This is a genomic window from Aureimonas frigidaquae (assembly GCF_001463905.1).
GTDB lineage: Bacteria > Pseudomonadota > Alphaproteobacteria > Rhizobiales > Rhizobiaceae > Aureimonas > Aureimonas frigidaquae.
Genome location: NZ_BBWR01000003.1, coordinates 28,981 through 51,266 on the forward strand (window position 1 = coordinate 28,981; position 22,286 = coordinate 51,266).

Here is a 22,286-nt window from a genome sequence, read left to right on the forward strand (position 1 = left end):
TATCACCCGCAGTCCGCTTCAATATGCGCGCCACTGCCCGGCAGACCGTACCACCGCAGGAGGGACGACGATGAACGACGAGACATCCGGCGCCGAGCGCCGCTTCGAGGACCTGCCTCCCGCCGCGCAGCGTGCGCTGCGCGAAGCGCAGGCACGCCGCGCCGAGCAGAAGGACGACGCGGCCCGCCCGGTGGAAGTCAACGGGCGCAACGGGCCCGAGCCCGTCCGCTACGGCGACTGGGAGAAGAACGGCATCGCCTCCGACTTCTGACGCTTTGGCCGGGCTTGACCCCCCGTTTGCGATCACCATATCCGTCGCCATCCGGTGATACGTACCGGATCGAGGACGACCTCCCCCATCGGGCGCAATCACCGGGACGACCCGGCCAGGGAGTGATCCATGGCTTGGATGTATTTGATCGTCGCCGGCCTTCTCGAAATCGTGTGGGCCTTTTCCATGAAGCAATCGGCCGGCTTCACACGCCTGTGGCCGAGCGTCACCACCTTCGTCTTCATGGCGGCGAGCTTCGGGCTTCTGTCCATCTCCATGCGCAGCCTACCCCTCGGCACGGCCTACATGATCTGGACCGGCATCGGCGCCGTCGGAGCTTTTGCGGTCGGCATCCTGGTCTTGAAGGAAGATGCCTCGGCGCTTCGCCTGCTGGCTGCTGCCATGATCGTCGGCGGCATCGTCCTCATGAAGCTCGCCTCCGCTGCGCCGCGCTGACGGGCCTGATCGCGACGATTTGATCGATTTCGCGGCCCGGCCTTTCGCGGGCCGTTCGTCATGCTATCCTCAGTTGTCCTTATCAAGCAGGAGTGTTTCACGTGAGACACGAGGTGATGCGCACGGATGACGTTCCGGGGGCCGGAGCACTGGCGAAGATCATCCGCGATGGTTATCGCAGCTTCCAGCCGAGCATCGCGCTGCGCCTCTGGACGGGCGAACGGTTGGGGCCGGAGACCGGTCCCGTCATCGTCCTGAAGGACCCGACGGCGCTCGCCAATCTGGCGTTCCGGCCGAACATCGGAATGCTGGTCGAACTCTGGATGGACAAGGCCATCGACCTGGAGGACGGGACCCTCTTCGACCTTGCCAGGGTCAAGAGCCGGGTCAAGACCAAGGTCGCGCTGAAGGAGTTGAGCAAGTGGCAGGTGGCGCGGGCGCTGCCGGCCCTGTACCGCCTCAAGCGCCATGGCAAGACCGTCACCGCGCCGCCTGCGGACGGGGCGGGCCGGAGCGGCTCGACGCGGGAGGCGATCCAGTATCACTACGACGTCTCCAACGATTTCTACCGGCTCTTCCTCGACCAGCGGATGCTTTATTCCTGCGCCTATTTCGACGGCTGGCACGACGATCTCGAAAAAGCGCAGCACGACAAGCTGGATATGATCTGCCGCAAGCTGCGACTGCAGCCCGGTGAGCGGCTCCTGGATATCGGCAGCGGCTGGGGGGCCCTGCTCATCCATGCCGTCCAGAATTACGACGTCATCGGCCATGGCGTGACGCTGAGCCAGGCGCAGTACGATCTGGCTGTCGAACGCATTGCCGCCGCGGGCCTGTCCAATCGGATCACCATCGAGCTGAAGCCCTTCCAGGAGCTGACGGGCGTCTTCGACAAGATCTCCTCCATCGGCATGTTCGAGCATGTCGGATTCGCGCATCACGACGAATATTTCGGCGCGGTCCACAGCCTCTTGAAGCCCGGCGGATTGTATCTTCATCACGCAATCACCCGGCCGGCCAAGAAGAGCCTGCGCAAGTTCCATCGCAAATCGGCCGAGTACCGCGCGATCACGCGTTACATCTTTCCGGGTGGCGAACTGGATTTCATCGGCCATTCGCTCCAGAAGCTGGAAGCCTATGGTTTCGAGGTCCATGACGTGGAGGGGTGGCGTGAGCACTATGCGCGGACGCTGACGCTGTGGGCGCATCGGCTCTATGCCAATTTTGACGCCGCCGTCGCCATGATCGGCGAGCCGCGGGCACGGCTCTGGATCGCCTACCTGGTCGGCTGCGCGATCAGCTTCGAGCGCGGAGACGCCCTGATCCAGCAGACGCTTGCATCCCGCAAGGTGAAGGGGCCGAGCAAGGTTCCACCGACGCGGCGTGACCTCTATGCCCCGCGCGACTGACCCGGTGGCTGACATGCAAAGGCCATCCCCGCATGGCGGGAACGGCCCGTGATATTCCGGACTTGACCGGACGACCGTCCATCCCGGCAATTGCCGGAACGGCGAAGGCGGTATCAGGCGAAAGGCTGCTCCCGCGTGATATTCGAACCTTCCGGCCCTGCCGGCAAATGGAAACCACTCGACATAGGACCACCTCCTTTCGCTGCGTTGAACATGAGACCCAAGATGGTGAAGGATCGAAGCCCCTGCAAGGGGATCATGACGTTTCCCGTTTGCCGGTTCCGGGCGCCGCATCGAGGATGGCCATGATCCGCTCGATTTCGTCCGCGGTAAGCCGGCCGATACCATCCGCCAGGCGGTTGGCAAGAAGGGTCGCCTCCGGCGACAGGCCACCCGTCTCCACGGTGATGCGGGGGTGGGACAGATCGGCCAAACGTTCCAGTTCCTCGGCCTCGTCCCAGATGATGCCGAGATAGCCGATCATGCGCTGCAGGAGGTACCAGCTCGGGCGGCCCCGCCGCCCATGTTCGAGCGCCGACAGATAGGCCCCGGACACGCCCAGCGCCGCGGCCATGTCGGCCTGCGTGACACCCTTGGCCTTGCGCAGCTCCCGCACCCTGGCGCCGAACGGCGTCATCCCTTGCGGAGCCGAACGTAGAAGGCTCCCTCCCCGCCATGCGTACGTTCGGCGACGTCGAAGCCGGAAACGAGCCCGCGAAAGGCTTCCGTGGCGATCCAGTGCGGGAAGGCGCGCCGCAGGACGCCGGTCGAGCCGAGCGACGCGCCGCGCCCGGTGATCACCAGGACATGCCGCAAGCCCGCCTGGCGGGCGCTCCGCAGAAAATTCAGGAGTGCGTAATGGGCGACGGCTTCCGTCTTGCCATGCAGATCGATCCGATCCTCGATCTCGATGCGGCCCTTGCCGAGCTTGCGGCGCACAGGACGGTCCAGCCGGTCCTGCGGCACCTTGGAGAGCCGCTCGCGCGGCTCGGCCGGAGCTGGGGCGCCGGCATCGGAGACGAGGCGGGAGGTCGTTGTCGACAGGTCCAGCGCATGCGCCATTGCGGGCAAGGGTGCGGGCTCTTCCGGCGGCAGGGCGCGGCCCGGCATCGGCGCCGTCGTCCGGGCGACGGCCAGCCACAACCGGCGGTCCTCTTCGTTCAGGAGGCGGCGACGCTTCATGGCGAAGGCGGTTCCTTAGCCTTCTTCGGATTCGGTCTCCACCAGCTTCCAGTTCGGATCCCGCGAGCGGGTGTCACGCGCGAAGGTCCAGACGTCGCGAACCTCGGCCACCGCTTCCGGATCGCCGTCGACGACCTCACCGCTGGGCGACAGCACGGCGGAGATGAGCTGGGAGACGATGCGCAGCGTCACGAAGGCTTCGGTTCCCTTCAGCTCCGCCGAGGCAAACTGGATATCATCGATGCCGACGAAGGAAGATTGCATCTTTTCGCCGCGCTTCTCCCGATCCTCGATCGCGCCTTCGAAGCCCTGGTAGACCTCCGGCGACAGGAGGTTGCGCAGGAGCTTGCGATCGCCATCCGCAAAGGCGGTCACGATCATTTCATAAGCGGCCTTGGCGCCATCCAGGAATTGCGCCGGATCGAAGGACGGATCGGCATCGCGGATGCGCCGCAACTCGCTGTTGAGCGGGCTGCCCGGTTCCGCCAGCTTGTCGATGGACGCATAGACATCAGCCGGCGGTTCGGCATCCGGCAGGCGCCGGCTGGGCAGGGTCACCACGTTTCCGGGCTGTTGCGGCGCCGCGCCCTCCCCGCCGCGGCTGTAGGGGTCATAGGGCGGCCGTTCGTTGCCCGTACGACGGCCCAGCACGGTCCAGAGCTGATAGAGGACGATCACCGTCACCACGATAAAGAAGATCGTCCCAAAACCCATGCCAACCGGACCCCTGTTTCACGTCGAAGTTTATTCTGATGCATATAGACACGGGCCGCACGGCATTCAAATCACGCAGTCTCGTCCCTAACTAATGGATCGTATAGTTTTGCCCTGCCCGGAGGTTCGCTCCGGCCTTAAAACATCAACGGAGACACAACGCGGGATGCCCGCTCTCTTGTTCCTTATCGGCTTCATCGCCTTGCCGCTCGTCGAGATCGGCGTCTTTATCGCGGTCGGAAGCCAGATCGGCATCGGCTGGACCCTCCTGCTCGTGATCCTGTCCTTCGTCCTCGGCATCGTGCTCCTGCGGCGCCAGGGCTTCTCCGTGCTGCGCGCCGCGCAGGCGGAGGCGCGCGCCGGCATCGTTCCGGAAGGGCCGATCCTGCACGGGGCGATGATCGTGCTTGCGTCCATCCTGTTGATGGTGCCCGGTTTCGTGACCGACGTGTTCGGTCTCCTTCTCTTCCTGCCGCCGGTGCGCAACTGGATCTGGCGGTCCATTCGCGGGCGTGTGGTCGTGTCGGGCTATGCCACCGGACCGCAGGGCACGGTCCGGCACCCTGCCCGACACCCCGCCCACCCAGCGCAGCCGGCGGAGGTGATCGATCTGTCGCAGGGCGAATTCACGCGCCGGGATGGCGGCAGTTCGCCCTGGTCGGGCGCCGACGAGGACGACACCCCGCCCCGCACCCTGCACTGACGCTCGACGCTGCCAAAGGCCCCGGCCAGCCGGGCCTCACAGTGCTCGCCTTGTCTCCTGCGGGTGGGCGTGATAGCGCATCCCCCGATCCAGCGCTCAAACGGCAGATGAGGGAATTTGATGTCCGAAACCGAAACGGCCAACGGCCAGGCCGCCCCGGCAGCGGCGCCCAGCCTCAACGTTCTTACCCAGTACATTAAGGATCTCTCCTTCGAGAGCCCCAATGCGCCGGCGGTCCTGCGGGGACAGACCAAGGCTCCGGCCATCAATATCGGCGTCAATGTCAGTGCCCTGCCCGTCAACGGTTCGGAGGGCGAGTACGACGTCAAGCTGACGCTGAACGCCCGCGCCGGCGAAGGCAGCGAAGCCATGTTCCTGGTCGAGCTTCAGTATGGCGGCGTCTTCCGCCTGCAGAACTTCCCGCAGGAACACATCCTGCCGGTCCTCTTCATCGAGTGCCCGCGCCTGCTGTTCCCCTTTGCGCGGCAGGTCATTGCCGACGTGACACGCAATGGCGGCTTCCCGCCGCTCATGGTCGATCCGATCGACTTTGCGGTCCTGTTCCAGCAGCGCATGGCCGAAGAGCGCGCCCGCCAGCAGGTCCAGCCCTCCTAAGCGCTGTCGCTTCGGTGGAGCATTATCGGGCGCCGTTCACGCGGCGCCCTTTTTCATGCCTGTTCGGCCGATGCCGTTTCAGCCTGTGCACCCAGATAGCGGTTCCACAGGGCGCCCTCGCCCAGCGATGCCACGAACTGCGCGTGCCGCGACGCTTCTTCCGGGCAAAGGCGGGGCGCCAAGGGCTGCGGCCGGGGCCGCGCAGCCGCGATCTCCTGATCGGCCGCGCCCTCGCCGCCCCCGCGATCCTGCGGATCGAGGACAAGCGCGGCCTGCTTGCCACCGATCAGCTCGATATAGACCTGCGCCAAGAGCTCGGAGTCGACCAGGGCGCCATGCTTGTTGCGCCTGGACGTATCGATCTGGAAGCGGGAGCAGAGCGCGTCCAGCGTCGCCGGCGCCATGGGGAACTTGCGCCGCGCCATGGGCAGCGTATCGATCAGGAGATGGCCCGGGAGTTCCGGCCGCCCGACGCGGCGCAGCTCCGCATTCAGGAAGCGGATATCGAAGCTGCCATTATGCGCGATGAGCGTGGCGCCGCCGAAGAAGTCGAGAAAATCCTCGACGATGTCCTGGAAAAGCGGCTTATCCTTCAGGAAGTCGTCGGAAATGCCGTGAATGTCGAAGGCGCCGGGATCGACCCGGCGTCCGGCGGGGCGGATGAAGCAGTGATATTCCCGCCCGGTCGGAATGTGGTTCCACAGTTCGATACCGCCGATTTCGATCACCCGGTCGGCATCGAAATCAAGGCCCGTCGTTTCCGTATCGAAGACGATTTCCCGCATGGCGCTCATTCCCCCGAACCGTCGCGCATCGCAGAACAAATATGCCCGCGACGGCTTCGTCATAGGCCAAAGCCGGCCGGGTTTCATCCCCTCTTCGGATCTACCCCAAGCTTTGCGACAAGGGCGGCGACGGCGTGGCGCGCCGCATCCAGCCCGGACGCCGTATCGATCACATAGTCGGCCCGGCGGCGCTTCTCACTGTCGGGCATCTGTCGGGCCAGGATCGCCCGCAGCTTCTCTGCCGTCATGCCCGGGCGCTGCAGGACACGCTCTTCCTGCACCGCCAGCGGTGCCGTGACGACGAGAATGGAATCGACATCGTCTGCCCGACCAGCCTCGAACAGGAGCGGGATATCGAGGACGACGAGCGGCTCCCCGGCCTCCCGCGCCTTTGTCAGGAATGCGTCCTCGGCCTGCCGGACGAGCGGATGGACGATCGCCTCGAGGTCCCGCAGCGCCTGCGGGCTTGCGAGCACGGCTTTCGACAGGGCCGCGCGGTCGATCTGCCCATCCTTCAGGACCCCGGGAAAGCGGGCCTCGACCCGCGCCGCATCGGGCCCGCAATAGAGGGCATGGACCGCCTCGTCGGCGGAATGGACGGGAACGCCCAGCTCGGCAAAGAGGCCGGCGGTCGTACTCTTGCCCATGCCGATGGAGCCGGTCAGACCGAGGATGTGCACCGGCCTCTAGTCCGTCACCGTCGTGGCGATGCGCCAGGCGCCGTCCTCGCCGTCCCGGATGAAGAGGTAGCGGCAGGTGAACTCCAGCGCAGCTTCCCCGTCGGCGCGCTCCTGCCGCCAGGACAGGAGCGCTGCGCCGCTGTCCTGGCCGAAGGCGGCATCCTCGATCCGGAAGGTCGAGTGGACGATTTCCTCCCGCTCGAAGATATCCAGGAGCGCTTCGACATTCTCGATCAGGTCTTCCTCGTCGTCGAAGACATTGCCGCGGCCGCCCTGCCACAGCGTGGCCGGATAGGCGAAACACTCCGCCACCGCCTCGGCGTCGAAATCGTCGAAGCCTGCCGCATAGGCGTCGAGGACCGATTGTACGTCCGCCGGTACGGTGATTGACCCGCCCAGATCCGTATCCATCATCGTCAATGCCCCTTCTCGATATCGTTCAGGATGGTCTGGCGAAGCTCTGCGTCCACGCCCGGCCGCAAGCCGAACCAGCGTTCGAAGCCCGGCACCGCCTGGTGCAGCAGCATGCCCAGCCCATCGGCCGTCACGAGGCCACGGGCACGGGCGGCCGCCAGGAACGGCGTTTCGAGCGGCACATAGACGATGTCGGTCACCAGGGCATGGTCCGGCAGGAGGGTGAGATCAGGCACCGGCAGCGGCACGCCGTCCTCCTGCGCGGGGCGGGTGTTGACGACAAGGTCCGCCGCTTCGAGTGCGCGGGCTTCATCCCCGAGGCCAAGCCCCAAGACGCCCGGCCCGAAGCCCTCGGCGACACGCCGCGCCCGTTCGGGATTGCGGTTGACGATGCTGACCCGCGATGCCCCGGCCGATAGGACCGCATGGACGATGGCGCGCGCCGCACCGCCGGCGCCCAGCACCACCACCTGCTCGGCCGAGCGCCAGCCCGGCAGTCCATCGTCCAGATTGGCGGAAAAGCCGTAGGCATCCGTATTGCCGCCGATCAGCCGGCCATCCTCCAGCCACAGCGTGTTGACCGCGCCGATGGCCTTGGCCGCCCCGTCGAGCCGGTGGGCGGCCCGGAAGGCGGCCTCCTTGTGCGGGATCGTGACGTTTCCCCCCACATAGGGGCCGTCCGGCAGGCGTGCCAGGAAGTCCTCGATCTCTTCCGGCGGCACGCCAACGCGCTCGTAGCGCCCGGAGAGGCCATGGCGTTCCAGCCAGGTGGAATGGATCAGTGGCGAACGCGAATGCCACACCGGCCAACCCGTCACGAAGGCGACGGGACCCGGCACCGCAACGTCAGTCATTCAAAGCCCCCAATTGCCGCAGATCGTTGAGGAGCGGCAGCATGGGCAGGCCCATGATCGTGAAGACGTCGCCGTCGATCCGATCGATGAGGGTGAGCCCCTGCCCCTCCACCTGGTAGCAGCCGACACTCGATAGGGCCGTGTCGCCCACGCGCGCCAGGTAATGGCCGATCGCGGCCGGTGACAGATCGCGGAAGGTGATGGTGGCCGTTTCCACGCGCCGCTGCAGGACGGAACCATCGCGCACCAGCGCATAGGCGCTGTGCAGGCGGTGGCTCTTGCCGGACAGCTTGAGGAGCGTGCGGCGCGCCTCTTCCATCGAGGATACTTTGTGGAGGATCTCGTCCCCCAGCGCCAAAGTCTGGTCTGCACCCAGGACAATGCGGCCCGGGCTGCGCTCCGAGACCTCGACGGCCTTGGCTTCCGCCAGGATGGCGGCCACGTCGTCCGGCGTGACATCCGATGCGTCCAGCGCATCCTCGACGGCGCGTTCGTCGATGGTGGAGGGCAACACTTCGACCGCGATGCCGGCATTGGCCAGAAGGCCGCGGCGATGTGCGCTGCCAGAAGCCAGGATGATGGGCAAATCCATGGACCGTCTCCCCCCATTGGGCCCGCTTCGAGCCCCTTCGGGCCCGCCACGGGAGCCCCTGTCGTCCTATCTATCGGCACCCGGCGGCCCCTTCCAGAGGTGCGGACTCGATTCTCCAGATCGGCGCAAGCGGAACCTTCCCGGCATGCCCGACATTCTGACGACGCTGTGGGAATCACTGGATGGATCGGCGGCCTTGCACGGTGCCTGCCGCCCTCCCGGGAAAACCACCGATTCCTCCACAGAGAAGACCGGGACGGCGCTTGTGCTGACGCGATCTTGAACAATGGGGATAAGTGGCTTTACGTCCGGCGCACTTCCCCCAACGATCCACAGGCCCGCATCATGCGCCTGTCCGCGCAGGCCCTTGAAAACACATGTCGATCGCCCGCTGCCCCCACAGTTTTCCAAACCCTTTCCTTGCCGCACCGCGGCAGGGATGTTACCGGCCTGAAATCCATGGTTAACCCCGGGCTAATGAGGATCCCTGCAATCCACCGGCATACAGAATCAGAATCCAATTCAATCGAGATTCTTTTCTGGGAGGACCTGTTGGAAACGCCTCGCCCTCGGCCAAGCGGAACTGGAAGAACGCAATGCAGACGCGCCGGCTCATTCGTGCCATCGACGGAGAGACGCTCGATCCGCCGCCGGTCTGGCTGATGCGGCAAGCCGGTCGCTACCTGCCGGAATACCGGCAGACCCGCGCCGCGGCCGGCAGCTTCCTGGAGCTGTGCTACAATCCGGACCTCGCTACGGAGGTGACCCTGCAGCCGATCCGGCGCTTCGGCTTCGACGCGGCCATTCTGTTTTCGGATATTCTGGTCATTCCGGATGCGCTGGATCGCAACGTGCATTTCGTGACCGGTGAAGGGCCCCGGATGGACCCGCTGACGGTGGCCGACATCGACCGGCTGGATCCGACCCGCGCCGAAACGCATCTGGCGCCCGTCATCGCCACGGTGGCCCGCCTGCGGGAAGCCCTGCCGCAGGAGACAGCCCTGATCGGCTTCTGCGGTGCGCCGTTCACCGTCGCCACCTATATGATCGCCGGGCGTGGAACGCCGGACCAGGCGCCGGCGCGCCTTTTCGCCTACCGCGAACCGCAGGCCATGGACCAGCTCCTGGCGCTCCTGGCAGACATGTCGGCCGAGTACCTCATTCGCCAGCTGCGCGCCGGCGCGGACTGCGTCCAGATCTTCGACAGCTGGGCCGGCATCCTCGACGAGGCGAGCTTCCGCCGTTTCAGCATCGGGCCGACCCGCCGCATCGTCGACCGCGTGCGCCAGGCCGTGCCGGACGCCCGGATCATCGGCTTTGCCAAGGGAGCCGGCAGCATGCTGTCGGCCTATCGTGCCGAGACGGGCGTCAACATGATCGGGCTCGACTGGTCCGTTCCGCTGACCCAGGCCCGCATGCTGCAGAAGGACGGGGCCGTTCAGGGCAATCTCGATCCTCTGCGGCTGATCGCGGGCGGGGCCGCGCTGGACGAGGGCGTCGACGCCATCCTGTCGGAGCTCAAGGCAGGGCCGCTCGTCTTCAACCTTGGCCACGGCATCACGCCCGACGCGCCGATCGCCCATGTCGAGGCGCTGCTGCGCCGCGTCCGGGGGCAGGCGTCCTAAACCATGAAGGCTGTCTTCCGTTCAGTGCCTTGCTGATCTACAGGTGGGCGGCGCGCCGCCGTCTTGTCTGGCCGGCGCCCGGAGGTGGTGATGAAGAGCAACCGTGCCCTCTTGTATGCCCTGATCGTTGGCGCCGTCCTCGTGGTGGCGCTCTTTGCACTCGTCCCGCCCGAAGCCATGCTCTGGGTCAAGGCGCTGCACATCCTGGCCGTCATCGCCTGGATGGCGGGGATGCTCTATCTGCCGCGCCTGTTCGTGTACCACGCGCAGTCCGAACCGGCCTCGCAACAGGCGCAAACCTTCAAGATCATGGAGCGGCGCCTCTTGAAGGGGATCATGAACCCCGCAATGGTCGTCACCTGGGCCGCCGGCCTGTGGCTTGCCTGGTCCACCTTCGCCTTCCAGGGCGGCTGGCTGCACGCCAAGATCGCACTGGTCCTCGTCCTGTCCGGCGTGCACGGCTACCTGTCCGCATCGCAGCGCCGCTTCGAGCGCAACGAGAACCGGATGAGCGCCAAATTCTGGCGCACCATGAACGAGGTTCCGACGCTTCTGATGGTCGCGATCGTCATCCTGGTCGTGGTCAAGCCGTTCTGACCCCGACACGCAAACCCGTACGAAACAGCCTGGAGTACGCCCTGCATGACCGTTCATAGCCGACCGATCGCCGCCATCGTGATGGGCCCGTCCGGCGTCGGCAAGACGACGACGGCCAAGGGCATTGCGGAGCGGCTCGGCTGGGTCTTTGCGGAAGCCGACGAATTCCACCCCAAGGCCAATATCGACAAGATGTCGGCCGGCATACCGCTGAACGACGAAGACCGGGCGCCCTGGCTGCGGCTGATCCGTGATTGGATCACGCGGGAGGCGGAGGCCGGTCGCAGCGTGGTGGTGACCTGTTCCGCCCTGAAGAAAGCCTACCGCGACGTGCTGCGCGAAGCGGATGCCGACGTGCGCTTCATCGAGCTCGACGCTCCGATCGAGGTGATCGGCGAGCGGATGGCGCGGCGCAAGGGCCATTACATGCCGGCCTCGCTCCTCAAATCCCAGTACGAGACGCTCGAGCCGCTCCTGCCGGAGGAGGCTGGTTCGGTCGTCAGCGTCGAAGCCTCGCCCGAGAAGGTCATCGCCGCGGCCATCGCCGCGCTGCAACAGGGCTGATGGAGAGCCGGCTGTCCCTTGAGCAGACAGCGCGGAGTGAAGGCGGGCAGGGGACTTGCGCGCCCGCATATGTGGGGCTATATGCGAACGACCCACCTTTCAGGGCGTGGAACCCATGAGGGTTGCCCGCCCGCCAGCATCGCCGAACAGACATCCCAGCGTTTCCGGCCTGCGTCATCTTCCCCTGATCGAATAACCCCTGTCCGAACCGACCGGTTGCGGGGGTCGGAGCTCCTAATCCATGCCTGAGATCAAACTCCAGGACCTCAAGAACAAAAGCGCACCCGAACTCATCGCCTTCGCCGAAGAGAACGGTGTCGAAAACGCTTCCGTCCTGCGCAAGCAGGAACTTCTCTTCGCCATTCTCAAGCAACTTGCGGCACAGGACGTCGAAATCATCGGCGAAGGTGTCGTGGAGGTCTTGCAGGACGGCTTCGGTTTTCTGCGTTCGCCCGAGGCGAATTACCTGCCAGGGCCGGACGACATCTACATTTCACCGTCCCAGCTACGCCGCTTCTCCCTGAAGACGGGCGATACGGTGGAAGGCCCCATCCGCGGGCCGAAGGACGGGGAGCGCTATTTTGCGCTTCTGAAGGTCAACACCATCAATTTCGACGATCCGGAAAAAATCCGGCACAAGAGCCACTTCGACAATCTGACGCCGCTCTATCCCAATGAGCGGTTCAAGATGGAAATCGCCGATCCCACGCGCAAGGATCTGTCGGCACGCGTGATCGATCTGGTGGCTCCGCTCGGCAAGGGCCAGCGCGCGCTGATCGTCGCGCCGCCGCGGACCGGCAAGACGGTGCTCCTGCAGAACATCGCCCATTCCATCACGGCCAACCATCCGGAATGCTACCTGATCGTTCTTCTGATCGACGAGCGGCCGGAAGAGGTGACGGATATGCAGCGCTCGGTGAAGGGGGAGGTCGTCTCCTCGACCTTCGACGAGCCTGCCACGCGCCACGTCCAAGTGGCCGAAATGGTCATCGAAAAGGCCAAGCGGCTGGTCGAGCATGGCCGCGACGTGGTCATCCTTCTGGATTCGATCACCCGCCTCGGCCGCGCCTACAACACGGTCGTGCCGTCTTCGGGCAAGGTGCTGACCGGCGGCGTGGATGCCAATGCGCTTCAGCGCCCCAAGCGCTTCTTCGGTGCCGCCCGCAACATCGAGGAAGGCGGCTCGCTGACCATCATCGCGACCGCACTGATCGATACGGGCTCGCGCATGGACGAGGTCATCTTCGAAGAGTTCAAGGGCACCGGTAACTCGGAGCTCGTGCTCGACCGCAAGGTCGCCGACAAGCGCATCTTCCCGTCGATGGATATCCTCAAATCCGGCACGCGCAAGGAAGACCTGCTCGTACCGCGCCAGGACCTGCAGAAGATCTTCGTCCTGCGCCGTATCCTGGCCCCGATGGGAACCACGGATGCGATCGAGTTCCTGATCGACAAGCTGAAGCAGACCAAGACCAATTCGGACTTCTTCGATTCCATGAACACATGAGCCGGCAGTCGCCGTCACTGCCATGCCGGAACGGGCGCGGGGCAACCCCGCGCCCGTTTTGCCTTTCAGCCGCTGGTTGTCAGCGCCTGTTCGAGAGCCTCGGCATCCTGCAGGGGCGGAAGGCAGCTCTGCTGCCGGCACAGGAGCGCATACCCTCTATCCGCCGTCGGGACGGGGGCTCCCATCGCGTCCGTCGTCCCTTCCAGGAGATCCAGCCGGTTCGCGTCCGGCCGGGCGAGGGCTGTGGCGCGCATCCTGTCAGCAACGCTGCCGGCGCCGATTATGGCGAGTTCCGAACCGCGTTCCAGCCTGTCCAGCCCCACCGCGATCCCCGGCAGGACAAGGTCCTTATCCCCGATCCGCCCGGCCGCGCTCATCGCCGCATCCCGTGCCATGCCGAGGTGGCGTGGATCGGTGCTGACCTGCGCAAGCATGGCGAGGCCGTCCAGAACGAGGCCCGTTGCGGAGGTTATGGCGTCGTCCTGATCGCCGCGCAGGCGGAAGAGAATGTCCTCGCAGTCGGAGGCCGTCAGCCAATGGCCGCCCTGGCCGTCCGCATGCCAGCGTTCGAGCCCATCGGCCAGAATGCCGGCCTGGTCCAGCCGCGTCCTGTCCCCGGTCACGGCATAGAGGCTGACACAGGCACCGATCAGGGCACCGTAATCGCCCGCCAGCGCCGGCCCCGAGCGTCGCCCCTGGCGTATGGCATGATACAGGCGGCCGTCCTCCATCAGCGCGGAGAAGACGAAATCCAGCGCGCCTTGCGCAAGCTGCAGCGCCAGCCTGTCGCCCGTTGCACGGTACGCCTCTGCCAGGCCGGCAATGGCAATGCCATTCCAGTCCGCCAGGACCTTGTCGTCCCGCTTGGGGGGTGATCGTCTAGCGCGCACGGCCAGGAGCAGCCGGCGTGCATCCTCCAGCGCGTCGGCAGGATCCACCTCCTGCAGGGGACGGTTGAGGACATTGGCGCCTTCGAAATTGCCCTCCCGCGTCACGCCATAGGCCGCCTTCAAGGCGGGCGCGGCATCCTTGAGCTCCGCGTCGATCTCCGCTTCGGTCCAGGCGTAGAAAGCGCCTTCGTGCAGACGGCCTGAGGCATCCAGGCTGTCGGCATCGAGCGACGCGGCAAGGCCGCCGCCGTCCACGGTCATCTCCCGATCCAGGAAGGCGACAGTCTCGGTGATCCGCCGCGCGAAGAGGGCCTCTCCGGTCGCCCGGTAGGCAAAGGCCGCGTGGCGCAGGAAGTGGCCGTTGTCATAGAGCATCTTCTCGAAATGCGGGACGAGCCAGGTTCCGTCGACGGCGTAGCGATGCAGCCCGCCACCCAGATGGTCGTAGATGCCGCCTTGCGACAGGCTCGTCATCGTCCGCAGGAAGGCTTGCCGCGCTTGCGCAGCGCCCGAAGGCCAGCCATACCGGAGCAGAAGCTCGAAATAGGGCGCATTGGGAAATTTCGGAGCGCCCGACATGCCGCCAATCTGGGGGTCGGTCATGCGCAGCACGGCGGCCGCCATGTCGGCCATCCGTACCGGCGGGACCTCGTCGGCGGCCGGCACCGCCTCCTGACCAAGGAAACGGGAAAGCCCGTCGGTCAGCCGGTCCGCGCTGTCCTCGATCCCACTGCGCTTGTCGTCCCAGGCTGCGGCCACGCTTTCGAGCACCTGACGAAAAGACGGGCGGCCGAAAGCCGGTCGTGGCGGGAAGTAGGTCCCACCGAAAAACGGCTTGCCCTTCGGTGTCAGGAACATGGTCATCGGCCAGCCACCTTGCTCGCCCATGGCATGCAAGGCGTTCATGTAGAGCTGGTCGATATCAGGCCGTTCTTCCCGGTCCACTTTCACGTTGATGAAGAGCCGATTCATCACCTCCGCCGTTTGCGGGTCCTCGAAGCTCTCATGGGCCATGACATGGCACCAGTGACAGGCGGCGTAGCCGATCGACAAAAGGATGGGGCGATCCAGTGTCCTGGCTGCTTCGAGAGCCTCCGGAGACCATTCCCACCAGTGAACAGGGTTCTCCGCATGATCCAAGAGGTAAGGGCTGAGCGCCCGGTCGAGCCGGTTGCCATCCATATCGTATCCTTCAAAGTCGACGCGCGTCCCGTCGAGGGTTACAAGCCGCGCCCGTGCCGGAGGTTCCAGTACAGACCTTAGCTGGCTATACAACGTCCCTCCGTTGCCGATGCGATTGACGCCGACAGTCCGGCATGGCACCGGAACCCATGACCCAAATGGACGATACGATCGTGGCACTGTCCAGCGGTGCGCTTCCTGCAGGCCTCGCTGTGCTGCGACTGTCTGGTCCGGATGCCTTCGCCGCGGCACAGGCCCTGAGCGGGTCATTGCCTGCGCCGCGCCGCGCCAGCCTCAGGCGGTTTCGGGATCCAACGAGCAACCGGATCCTCGACCATGGGCTTCTGGTGTTGTTTCCGGGCCCGGGGAGCGCGACCGGGGAGGACCTGGCAGAGTTCCACCTGCATGGGGGAAGGGCCGTCGTGGCGGCCGTCCTGGCTGCGCTGACGTCGCGCCCGGGATTGCGGCTGGCGCAGGCTGGGGAATTCACCCGGCGCGCCTTCGAGAATGGACGCATCGACCTGACGGAAGCGGAAGGGCTGGCGGATCTTCTATCGGCCGAGACGGAGGGGCAGAGGCAGCAGGCCCTGGACCATGCCGGCGGCGCATTTCGACGCGTGGTAGAAGACTGGATGGAGCGTTTGACGCATGCCCGCGCCATGCTCGAAGCAGACTTCGACTTCTCGGACGAGGACGACGTCTCCGAAGATGTCGCCCACAATGTTTCACGTGAAATGCACGCACTGCACCAAGCGATCGGTGATCACCTGGAGAATGCCCAGGGCGGCGAGATCATGCGCGACGGGTTCCAGGTGGCGATCGTCGGTCCGCCCAATGCGGGCAAGTCCAGCCTATTGAACGCGCTGGCGGATCGTGACGCGGCCATTGTCTCCGATATTCCGGGAACGACGCGGGACAGGATCGAAGTGTCGTTGGACCTTGCGGGCGTGCCCGTCCGTCTGATCGACACCGCCGGACTGCGGCAGACCGAAGACGCCGTGGAACGACAGGGCATCGAGCGCGCACGCGAAGCGGCGCGCTCAGCCCATCTCGTCCTGCATCTGCGGCCTGCGGCAACGGGGGAAGGCGATGCGTCCGACCTTTTGCCAGGCATAGACTCTCCCATCCTGTCGGTTGCCACCAAATGCGACCTGGTGAACCCTGCACCGAACGAGGCCTTGGCCATTTCCGTGCGGACGGGGGCAGGCCTGGACGCGCTCGTCCAAGCCATTGCGGAGCGAGCACGCGCTGCCACGCGATCCACCGCGTCGGTCGTCCCCACGCGGGCGCGCCATCGGGCCCTTCTGCAGGATACGGCACATATGCTGGACGAGGCTCTGGTACCGGGCCTGCCGGTGGAGGTGCAGGCAGAGCTTCTGCGGCTGGCGTCGCAGCGGCTCGGCGCGCTGGTGGGGCAGCGTGACGTGGAGGATCTGCTCGACGTGATCTTCTCGCAGTTCTGCATCGGGAAGTAGGGATGGGCCGGGTCATTGACAGCGGATCGGGGAGGGCGCTTAAACACCGCCATGAGCGAAGCGCTGACATATGATGTCGTGGTCATCGGCGGCGGGCATGCAGGTTGCGAAGCGGCCCATGCCGCCGCGCGCATGGGCGCGCGGACCGCACTGATCACCCACCGTGCCGACACGATCGGCGCCATGAGTTGCAACCCCGCCATCGGCGGGATCGGCAAGGGCCATCTCGTCCGGGAGGTCGATGCCCTAGGCGGGTTGATGGGCCGGGTGGCCGATGCGGCCGGCATCCAGTTCCGACTGCTGAACCGACGCAAGGGTCCCGCCGTGCGGGGGCCGCGGACACAGGCCGACCGGCGCCTCTATGCCGCCGCCATGCAGGCGGCGATAGCGGAGTGCGATGGCCTGAGCGTCATCGAAGGTGATGTGTTCGATCTGGAGATTGCCGGCGGGACCGTGCGGGGTGTCGTTCTGTCCGATGGAAGGCAGCTTTCCACCGGCAATGTGGTCATCACCACGGGGACCTTCCTGCGCGGTCTCATCCATATCGGCGAGCAGCAGATTCCAGCCGGTCGCGTGGGGGAGGCGCCATCGCTTGGGCTCTCCGCCACGCTGGCCCGGCTTGGCCTGCGGCTCGGGCGGTTGAAGACCGGCACGCCGGCGCGTCTGGACGGCCGGACCATCGACTGGTCGGGCCTCGACCGGCAGGCGGCGGATGACGAGCCCTATTTCTTCTCCACCATGACGGAGAAGCTGGCCAACCCGCAGATCGAGTGCGGCATCACCCGGACCACGCCGGAGACGCATCGGATCATCCGGGACAATCTGTCAAAGTCCGCTCTGTATGGTGGGCGGATCGAGGGGACGGGGCCCCGATACTGCCCGTCCATCGAAGACAAGATCGTCCGCTTTGCAGATCGGGAGGGGCACCAGATCTTCCTGGAACCAGAAGGGCTGGATGATGATACGATCTACCCGAACGGCCTATCGACCTCCCTCCCGGAGGATGTGCAGGAGGCTTTCCTTCGCTCCATACCCGGACTGGAGCAGGTGCGCATCCTGAAGCCGGGTTACGCCATCGAGTATGATCACGTCGATCCGCAGGAGTTGACCCGCGCTCTGGAATTGCGCCAGCAACCCGGCCTGTTCCTGGCCGGGCAGATCAACGGGACGACGGGATATGAGGAGGCCGCGGCGCAGGGGCTTCTGGCAGGGCTCAACGCCGCGGCACGAGCCGCCGGTTCCGCCCCGATCATCCTGGGGCGCGAGCAGGCCTATATCGGCGTTATGGTGGATGATCTGACGCGGACCGGGATCACCGAGCCCTATCGCATGTTCACCTCGCGCGCGGAATTTCGCCTGTCCTTGCGGGCGGACAATGCAGATCGTCGGCTCACCCCGCTCGGCCTCTCGCTCGGCGTTATCGACCGAGCTCGCCGCTCAGTCTTCGAACGCGATATGGCCGCCATAGGCCAGGCGGAAGATATGCTGAAGTCCCTAGCCTTGACGCCGAACGAGGCGGCCCGGCATGGGCTCAGCATCAATCAAGACGGCCGTCGGCGCACAGCCTGGCAACTCCTGGCGCAGGATGAGGTTTCGCTGGCGCGCCTGGCGCAGATTTGGCCGGCCCTTTCGAACATATCCGGCCGCATTGCAGAGCGGGTGGAGATCGAAGCTTCATACGATGTCTATCTCGATCGCCAGCGGCGTGACCTGGCTAGCCTGCAACGGGACGAGGCGCGCGCTATTCCGTCGGACTTCGATTTCGCCGTTCTGCGCGGCCTGTCGACGGAGATCGCCCAGAAGCTGGCGAAGCGTCGCCCGACGACCATTGCCGAAGCACAGCGCATGGATGGAATGACGCCGGCCGCCATGGCGATCCTCCTCGTTGCCTTGAGAAAGCATGATCTTGTCCAAGCCGCTTGAGGATGACGCCCAGCAGGTTCTGACCCGCTGGTACGTTTCACGTGAAACCCGCGACCGCCTGGTCGCCTATGCCGATCTGACACGGCAATGGCAGAAGAGCATGAACCTCGTCGCACCCTCGACGCTGCCGACCCTTTGGACCCGCCATATCGAGGATGGACTGTGGCTCCATTCGATCGGCAAGAACCGTCGCGCCTGGGTCGATCTTGGCTCCGGCGGGGGGTTTCCGGGGCTCGTCGTTGCCTGTTGCCTTGCGGACGATGAGGGCCGGTCCATGGCGCTGGTGGAAGCCAACGGCAAGAAATGCGCCTTCCTGCGGCACGTCGTTCGGGAACTCGCCCTTCCTGCGACCGTCCATCATACCCGGATCGAGCAGGCGTCAGCGGTGATCGCAGGCGCCGATGCGGTGAGCGCCCGCGCCCTCGCATCCCTGGACGCGCTGTGCGGCTACGTCGCGCCGGCGCTGCTGGCAGATGGCCACTGCTATTTCCTAAAAGGCCGCACGCATCCGGTGGAAATCGAGGATGCCACTGCCCATTGGCGGTTCGACATGGTAAAGCATACGTCAAGAACGGATGCCGAATCCGTCATATTGGAGCTGTCGAACATCGCGGCGCAAGCTGCGTGAATGCTTCACGTGAAACACTCGGCACCCTATCGATGTCGTGACCGGAGCAGTCTGTGGACACTTTCACGCCGGGGCGTATGCGCGTCATCACCATCGCCAATCAGAAGGGTGGCGTCGGCAAGACGACGACCGCCATCAACCTTGCCACGGCGCTGGCAGCCATCGGCAAGCGAACCCTGCTGATCGATCTGGACCCGCAGGGGAACGCCTCCACCGGTTTGGGTGTCGAAAGGGCCGTGCGCGAGCGCTCGTCCTATGACGTCCTCCTGGGTTACGCCTCCATCGGCCAGGCTGCAGTGGACACGATCGTTCCCAACCTTGCGCTCGTTCCCTCGACGCTCGACCTGCTTGGCGTGGAGATGGAGATCGCCTCTGCCGCTGAGCGCGCCTACCGCCTGCGCGATGCGCTGCATGAGCACAGCCTGACCCAGGCGCGCTTCGACTTCGTTCTGGTGGATTGCCCACCCTCGCTCAACCTTCTGACCATCAATGCAATGGCCGCGGCCGATTCGATCCTCGTGCCGCTGCAATGCGAGTTCTTTGCGCTGGAGGGGCTTAGCCAGCTTCTGGAGACTGTGGAACAGGTTCGCGATACGCTGAACCCGACTTTGGCGCTGCACGGCATCGTCCTGACCATGTATGACGGGCGCAACAATCTGGCCGAGCAGGTGGTCGCGGATGTGCGCACCTATATGGGCGATCATGTGTACGAGACCGTCATCCCACGCAATGTCCGCGTGTCGGAAGCCCCATCCTTCGGCAAGCCTGCCATTCTCTACGATATGAAATGCTCGGGCAGCCAAGCCTATATCCGCCTGGCTTCGGAAGTCATACAGCGCGAGCGTGAGATGCTGGCCGCATAGGGCCAGCCCCACGGTCGGTCAAATGTCATGTTCAATGCCGGGCGCCCGGAACTGCAACGGTAAGAGGACCTCATGAGGGAAGACAAGTCGCGCGCACGCCTGGGACGGGGGCTTGCATCCCTGATCGGCGGAGCGCCGAATGGCAGCGCCCAGGACGCGGCATCCGCCGGCGTGAACCGCGGTTTCGTCGCGCAGCCGCCGCAGGCGGGCGAGCGCAAGGTGCCCGTCGATTCCCTCGTGCCCAACCCGAAGAACCCACGCCGCACCTTCGACGACGTCCATCATGGCGAACTCGTCGCCTCTGTCCGCAACCACGGCGTCGTGCAGCCGATCCTGGTGCGCAAAGTTCCGGGCCAGGCCGGGCTAGAGATCGTGGCCGGCGAGCGGCGCTGGCGTGCAGCCAAGGCGGCCGGGCTGACAGAGGTTCCCGTTGTCCTGCGGGATATCACGGACCGGGAATCGCTCGAGATCGCGCTGATAGAGAACGTCCAGCGCGCCGATCTGAACGCCATCGAGGAAGCGCTCGGCTACGAAATGCTGATCGACGAGCATGGCTACACCCAGGCGGACCTTGCCGACATTCTGGGCAAGAGCCGAAGCCATGTCGCCAACACCCTGCGCCTTTTGAAACTGCCGGACAGTGTGCGAGCGCTTGTTCAGCGGGGGGACATCTCCCCCGGCGCCGCGCGAGCTGCGCTTGGAGTTGAGGATCCGGAGAGTTTCGCGCGCACGGTGATCAGCCAGGGGCTGACAGTGCGGGACGCCGAGCAGATGGCGCGCGGTGAGGGGGCGGCACCGGCCAATCGCCCCCGCAAGGGCAAGGCGGATAAGGCCGGCACAGTGGCTCAGCCGCAGGTGGCCCGGCAGAAGGACGAGGATACGATCGCCTTGGAACGCCTCCTTGCCGAGGCGCTCGACATGGTCGTGACGATCGACCTACAGGGTGAGGGGGGGCGCATCACGCTGGACTTCCAGACCCTCGAGCAGTTGGACGAGCTCTGCCGGCGCCTGCAAGGGGGTTCCGCGACGGCGGAATGATCTGGTCCGGCTGGGCCCGGTACTCCGATCTGTCTTCGCCATTCGCATCGGCGTTCGGTACAAAGCAGCACGCTCTTAGACCCAATAGCCTCGCAGACGGCCGGTACCGGCGGACGGATGCAGCGCCGGGGCGGGCAAGCCGCGTATCATGGGTCTTGGGAAAGCCCGTTGCGAAGCTGGCCCACGTAATCGTCCTTCCGGCTGTATCAGTTTAAGAGCGCACAGCGCTAATGCGACGCGCCATAACGCGGAGGCGGCCGGGACGGCCGCGGGGGCTAGCCTCAACGTGCGCGGCTGCGCGCCGCTTCCACGCTCAGCTCCAGCAGGAGCCGATAGGTGATGACCTGCTGCAGGGCGGCTTCCTTGCGGCTTTTCAAAATATCGGCTTCGATCCGGGCCAGGGAACGCGCGAGCGCCTCGACGGTCCAGCTTTGCAGCGCGCGTGTCATGGCCGGCGCGCGGCTGAAATGGACGCGGCGTCGCGCCACGATGTCCGCGGCGCTGCTGCCCTGTGCGTCCATCTCCTGCCGCATGGACAGGAGTTGCTGGAACTGGCGCTGGAGCGGCCCCTGGATCTGGTAGCTCGAAACGCCGGAGGCCTGCAGCCGCTCGACGAGGTGCGGCAGCCGGCGCGCCTCGCCGGCCAGGGCGGCATCCACCGCTTCTTCGACCGTCTCGGACGAAACATCGCCCACCACCGCCAGCACGTCGGCTTGCGTGATGGCGCCTTGCCCATGGGCATAGAGGCACAGCTTCTGGACTTCCCCGCGTGAGGCAAGCCTGTCGCCCCCGAGCCGGGCCTTCAGGGCGTCGCGGCCGGCACGGTCGATGCTTGTTCCCGCGGCGGCGAGCTCCTCGTCGATGAGCTTGTCCAGCCCGCGCTGTTCATCGGGATAGCAGGGAAGCGCCATGGCCGCCCGGCCGCGCTCGACGCCCACGCGCAAGGGCGCGTTCTTGCGCAGCTCGCCGGCCTCGATCACGATCACGGCGTCGGCTGGCGGGTCCGCGGCGAGCTCCGTCACCGCCTCAGCCAGCGCCTTGCCGTTGCCCGCGCCCTTGATCCGAATGAGCCTGCGTCCACCGAACATGGACACGGTCCGCGCCTCGTCGAACAGGCGCCCGATGGATTTCTCCAGCTCGTCCGCCATCAGGACGACGCTGGCGAAAGGATCGGCCGGATCCACGTCGGACAGGCTCGCCACCCGTGCGGCCCGCTCCGACACGAGGCCGGTATCCGGGCCGTAGACAAGCACGACCGGAAAGGATGTGTCCGGTCGTGACAGGAAGGCGTCGACCTCTCCGGCCTTTTTCTGTGCCAT

General features: G+C 65.6%; 24 protein-coding genes. 14 read left to right on the forward strand and 10 right to left on the reverse strand.

Annotated features, from left to right (window positions below):
* Window positions 1-70: 70 nt before the first annotated feature.
* From AUL30_RS03880 to AUL30_RS03890, 3 genes are all read left to right on the forward strand, one after another.
* On the forward strand, window positions 71-271 hold the full coding sequence (locus tag AUL30_RS03880) for a DUF1674 domain-containing protein (RefSeq protein WP_062226559.1): 201 nt from the start codon (window positions 71-73) through the stop codon (window positions 269-271).
* A gap of 129 nt (window positions 272-400) precedes the next feature.
* Window positions 401-727, forward strand: coding sequence for a DMT family transporter (locus AUL30_RS03885; protein ID WP_062226560.1), 327 nt, complete (start codon window positions 401-403; stop codon window positions 725-727).
* Between the two features lie 116 nt (window positions 728-843).
* Window positions 844-2,136, forward strand: coding sequence for an SAM-dependent methyltransferase (locus AUL30_RS03890; RefSeq protein ID WP_062226561.1), 1,293 nt, complete (start codon window positions 844-846; stop codon window positions 2,134-2,136).
* 256 nt (window positions 2,137-2,392) lie between these two features.
* Here the strand turns inward: AUL30_RS03890 and AUL30_RS03895 are convergent, their stop codons facing one another.
* Genes AUL30_RS03895 through AUL30_RS03905 form a run of 3 tightly spaced genes read right to left on the reverse strand, consistent with a single transcriptional unit; the run spans window position 2,393 to window position 4,032 of the window.
* Window positions 2,393-2,773, reverse strand: coding sequence for a helix-turn-helix domain-containing protein (locus AUL30_RS03895; RefSeq protein WP_062226562.1), 381 nt, complete (start codon window positions 2,771-2,773; stop codon window positions 2,393-2,395).
* On the reverse strand, window positions 2,770-3,318 hold the full coding sequence (locus AUL30_RS03900; protein WP_062226563.1) for a Smr/MutS family protein: 549 nt from the start codon (window positions 3,316-3,318) through the stop codon (window positions 2,770-2,772). Before AUL30_RS03900 ends, AUL30_RS03895 begins: the two co-directional genes overlap by 4 nt.
* 15 nt (window positions 3,319-3,333) lie before the next feature.
* On the reverse strand, window positions 3,334-4,032 hold the full coding sequence (locus AUL30_RS03905; RefSeq protein ID WP_062226564.1) for a Tim44/TimA family putative adaptor protein: 699 nt from the start codon (window positions 4,030-4,032) through the stop codon (window positions 3,334-3,336).
* A gap of 166 nt (window positions 4,033-4,198) precedes the next feature.
* On the opposite strand from AUL30_RS03905, the gene AUL30_RS03910 reads away from it, so the two are divergent.
* Window positions 4,199-4,735 carry an FxsA family protein gene (locus tag AUL30_RS03910; protein ID WP_062226565.1) on the forward strand — a complete coding sequence of 179 codons (537 nt, stop codon included), beginning with the start codon at window positions 4,199-4,201 and terminating at the stop codon, window positions 4,733-4,735.
* Window positions 4,736-4,855: 120 nt separating this feature from the next.
* Window positions 4,856-5,350 carry a protein-export chaperone SecB gene (gene secB / locus AUL30_RS03915; protein ID WP_062226566.1) on the forward strand — a complete coding sequence of 165 codons (495 nt, stop codon included), beginning with the start codon at window positions 4,856-4,858 and terminating at the stop codon, window positions 5,348-5,350.
* 53 nt (window positions 5,351-5,403) lie between these two features.
* On the opposite strand, the gene dnaQ is transcribed toward secB, so the two are convergent.
* From dnaQ to AUL30_RS03940, 5 genes are all read right to left on the reverse strand, one after another.
* Window positions 5,404-6,135 (reverse strand): DNA polymerase III subunit epsilon, encoded by a 732-nt coding sequence (gene dnaQ, locus AUL30_RS03920; RefSeq protein WP_062226820.1) that lies wholly within the window; start codon window positions 6,133-6,135, stop codon window positions 5,404-5,406.
* An 83-nt stretch (window positions 6,136-6,218) separates the two neighbouring features.
* On the reverse strand, window positions 6,219-6,815 hold the full coding sequence (gene coaE / locus AUL30_RS03925) for a dephospho-CoA kinase (protein ID WP_062226567.1): 597 nt from the start codon (window positions 6,813-6,815) through the stop codon (window positions 6,219-6,221).
* 6 nt (window positions 6,816-6,821) lie between these two features.
* A complete protein-coding gene (locus AUL30_RS03930; protein ID WP_062226568.1) occupies window positions 6,822-7,229 on the reverse strand; it encodes a DUF4440 domain-containing protein in 408 nt (135 codons plus the stop codon).
* Window positions 7,230-7,231: 2 nt separating this feature from the next.
* On the reverse strand, window positions 7,232-8,083 hold the full coding sequence (locus AUL30_RS03935; RefSeq protein WP_062226569.1) for a shikimate dehydrogenase: 852 nt from the start codon (window positions 8,081-8,083) through the stop codon (window positions 7,232-7,234).
* Complete coding sequence (locus AUL30_RS03940; RefSeq protein WP_062226570.1) at window positions 8,076-8,675, reverse strand: Maf family nucleotide pyrophosphatase; 600 nt, start codon at window positions 8,673-8,675, stop codon at window positions 8,076-8,078. The genes AUL30_RS03935 and AUL30_RS03940 overlap by 8 nt, the downstream gene beginning before the upstream one ends.
* Window positions 8,676-9,271: 596 nt before the next feature.
* Here AUL30_RS03940 and hemE point away from each other — a divergent pair.
* From hemE to rho, 4 genes are all read left to right on the forward strand, one after another.
* On the forward strand, window positions 9,272-10,300 hold the full coding sequence (gene hemE, locus AUL30_RS03945) for a uroporphyrinogen decarboxylase (RefSeq protein WP_062226571.1): 1,029 nt from the start codon (window positions 9,272-9,274) through the stop codon (window positions 10,298-10,300).
* A gap of 90 nt (window positions 10,301-10,390) precedes the next feature.
* Window positions 10,391-10,897 carry a protoporphyrinogen oxidase HemJ gene (gene hemJ / locus AUL30_RS03950; RefSeq protein ID WP_062226572.1) on the forward strand — a complete coding sequence of 169 codons (507 nt, stop codon included), beginning with the start codon at window positions 10,391-10,393 and terminating at the stop codon, window positions 10,895-10,897.
* A 45-nt stretch (window positions 10,898-10,942) separates the two neighbouring features.
* Complete coding sequence (locus AUL30_RS03955; protein ID WP_244490707.1) at window positions 10,943-11,461, forward strand: gluconokinase; 519 nt, start codon at window positions 10,943-10,945, stop codon at window positions 11,459-11,461.
* 241 nt (window positions 11,462-11,702) lie between these two features.
* Window positions 11,703-12,968, forward strand: coding sequence for a transcription termination factor Rho (gene rho / locus AUL30_RS03960; protein ID WP_039194969.1), 1,266 nt, complete (start codon window positions 11,703-11,705; stop codon window positions 12,966-12,968).
* A 65-nt stretch (window positions 12,969-13,033) separates the two neighbouring features.
* On the opposite strand, the gene AUL30_RS03965 is transcribed toward rho, so the two are convergent.
* Window positions 13,034-15,040, reverse strand: coding sequence for a thioredoxin domain-containing protein (locus AUL30_RS03965; protein WP_062226573.1), 2,007 nt, complete (start codon window positions 15,038-15,040; stop codon window positions 13,034-13,036).
* 149 nt (window positions 15,041-15,189) lie between these two features.
* On the opposite strand from AUL30_RS03965, the gene mnmE reads away from it, so the two are divergent.
* The 5 genes from mnmE to AUL30_RS03990 all read left to right on the forward strand — a co-directional run bounded on the left by mnmE (window position 15,190) and on the right by AUL30_RS03990 (window position 20,967).
* A complete protein-coding gene (mnmE, locus tag AUL30_RS03970; protein WP_157069881.1) occupies window positions 15,190-16,515 on the forward strand; it encodes a tRNA uridine-5-carboxymethylaminomethyl(34) synthesis GTPase MnmE in 1,326 nt (441 codons plus the stop codon).
* Between the two features lie 51 nt (window positions 16,516-16,566).
* Complete coding sequence (mnmG, locus tag AUL30_RS03975; protein WP_062226575.1) at window positions 16,567-18,438, forward strand: tRNA uridine-5-carboxymethylaminomethyl(34) synthesis enzyme MnmG; 1,872 nt, start codon at window positions 16,567-16,569, stop codon at window positions 18,436-18,438.
* The gene (gene rsmG, locus AUL30_RS03980; RefSeq protein WP_244490708.1) at window positions 18,422-19,066 is read left to right on the forward strand and encodes a 16S rRNA (guanine(527)-N(7))-methyltransferase RsmG; all 645 of its coding nucleotides are present in this window, start codon (window positions 18,422-18,424) and stop codon (window positions 19,064-19,066) included. Before mnmG ends, rsmG begins: the two co-directional genes overlap by 17 nt.
* A gap of 77 nt (window positions 19,067-19,143) precedes the next feature.
* Window positions 19,144-19,929: a ParA family protein gene (locus AUL30_RS03985; protein WP_062226577.1), complete on the forward strand. Its 786-nt coding sequence runs from the start codon at window positions 19,144-19,146 to the stop codon at window positions 19,927-19,929.
* 72 nt (window positions 19,930-20,001) lie between these two features.
* On the forward strand, window positions 20,002-20,967 hold the full coding sequence (locus AUL30_RS03990; RefSeq protein ID WP_062226578.1) for a ParB/RepB/Spo0J family partition protein: 966 nt from the start codon (window positions 20,002-20,004) through the stop codon (window positions 20,965-20,967).
* 281 nt (window positions 20,968-21,248) lie between these two features.
* Here the strand turns inward: AUL30_RS03990 and holA are convergent, their stop codons facing one another.
* Window positions 21,249-22,286, reverse strand: coding sequence for a DNA polymerase III subunit delta (gene holA / locus AUL30_RS03995; protein ID WP_062226579.1), 1,038 nt, complete (start codon window positions 22,284-22,286; stop codon window positions 21,249-21,251).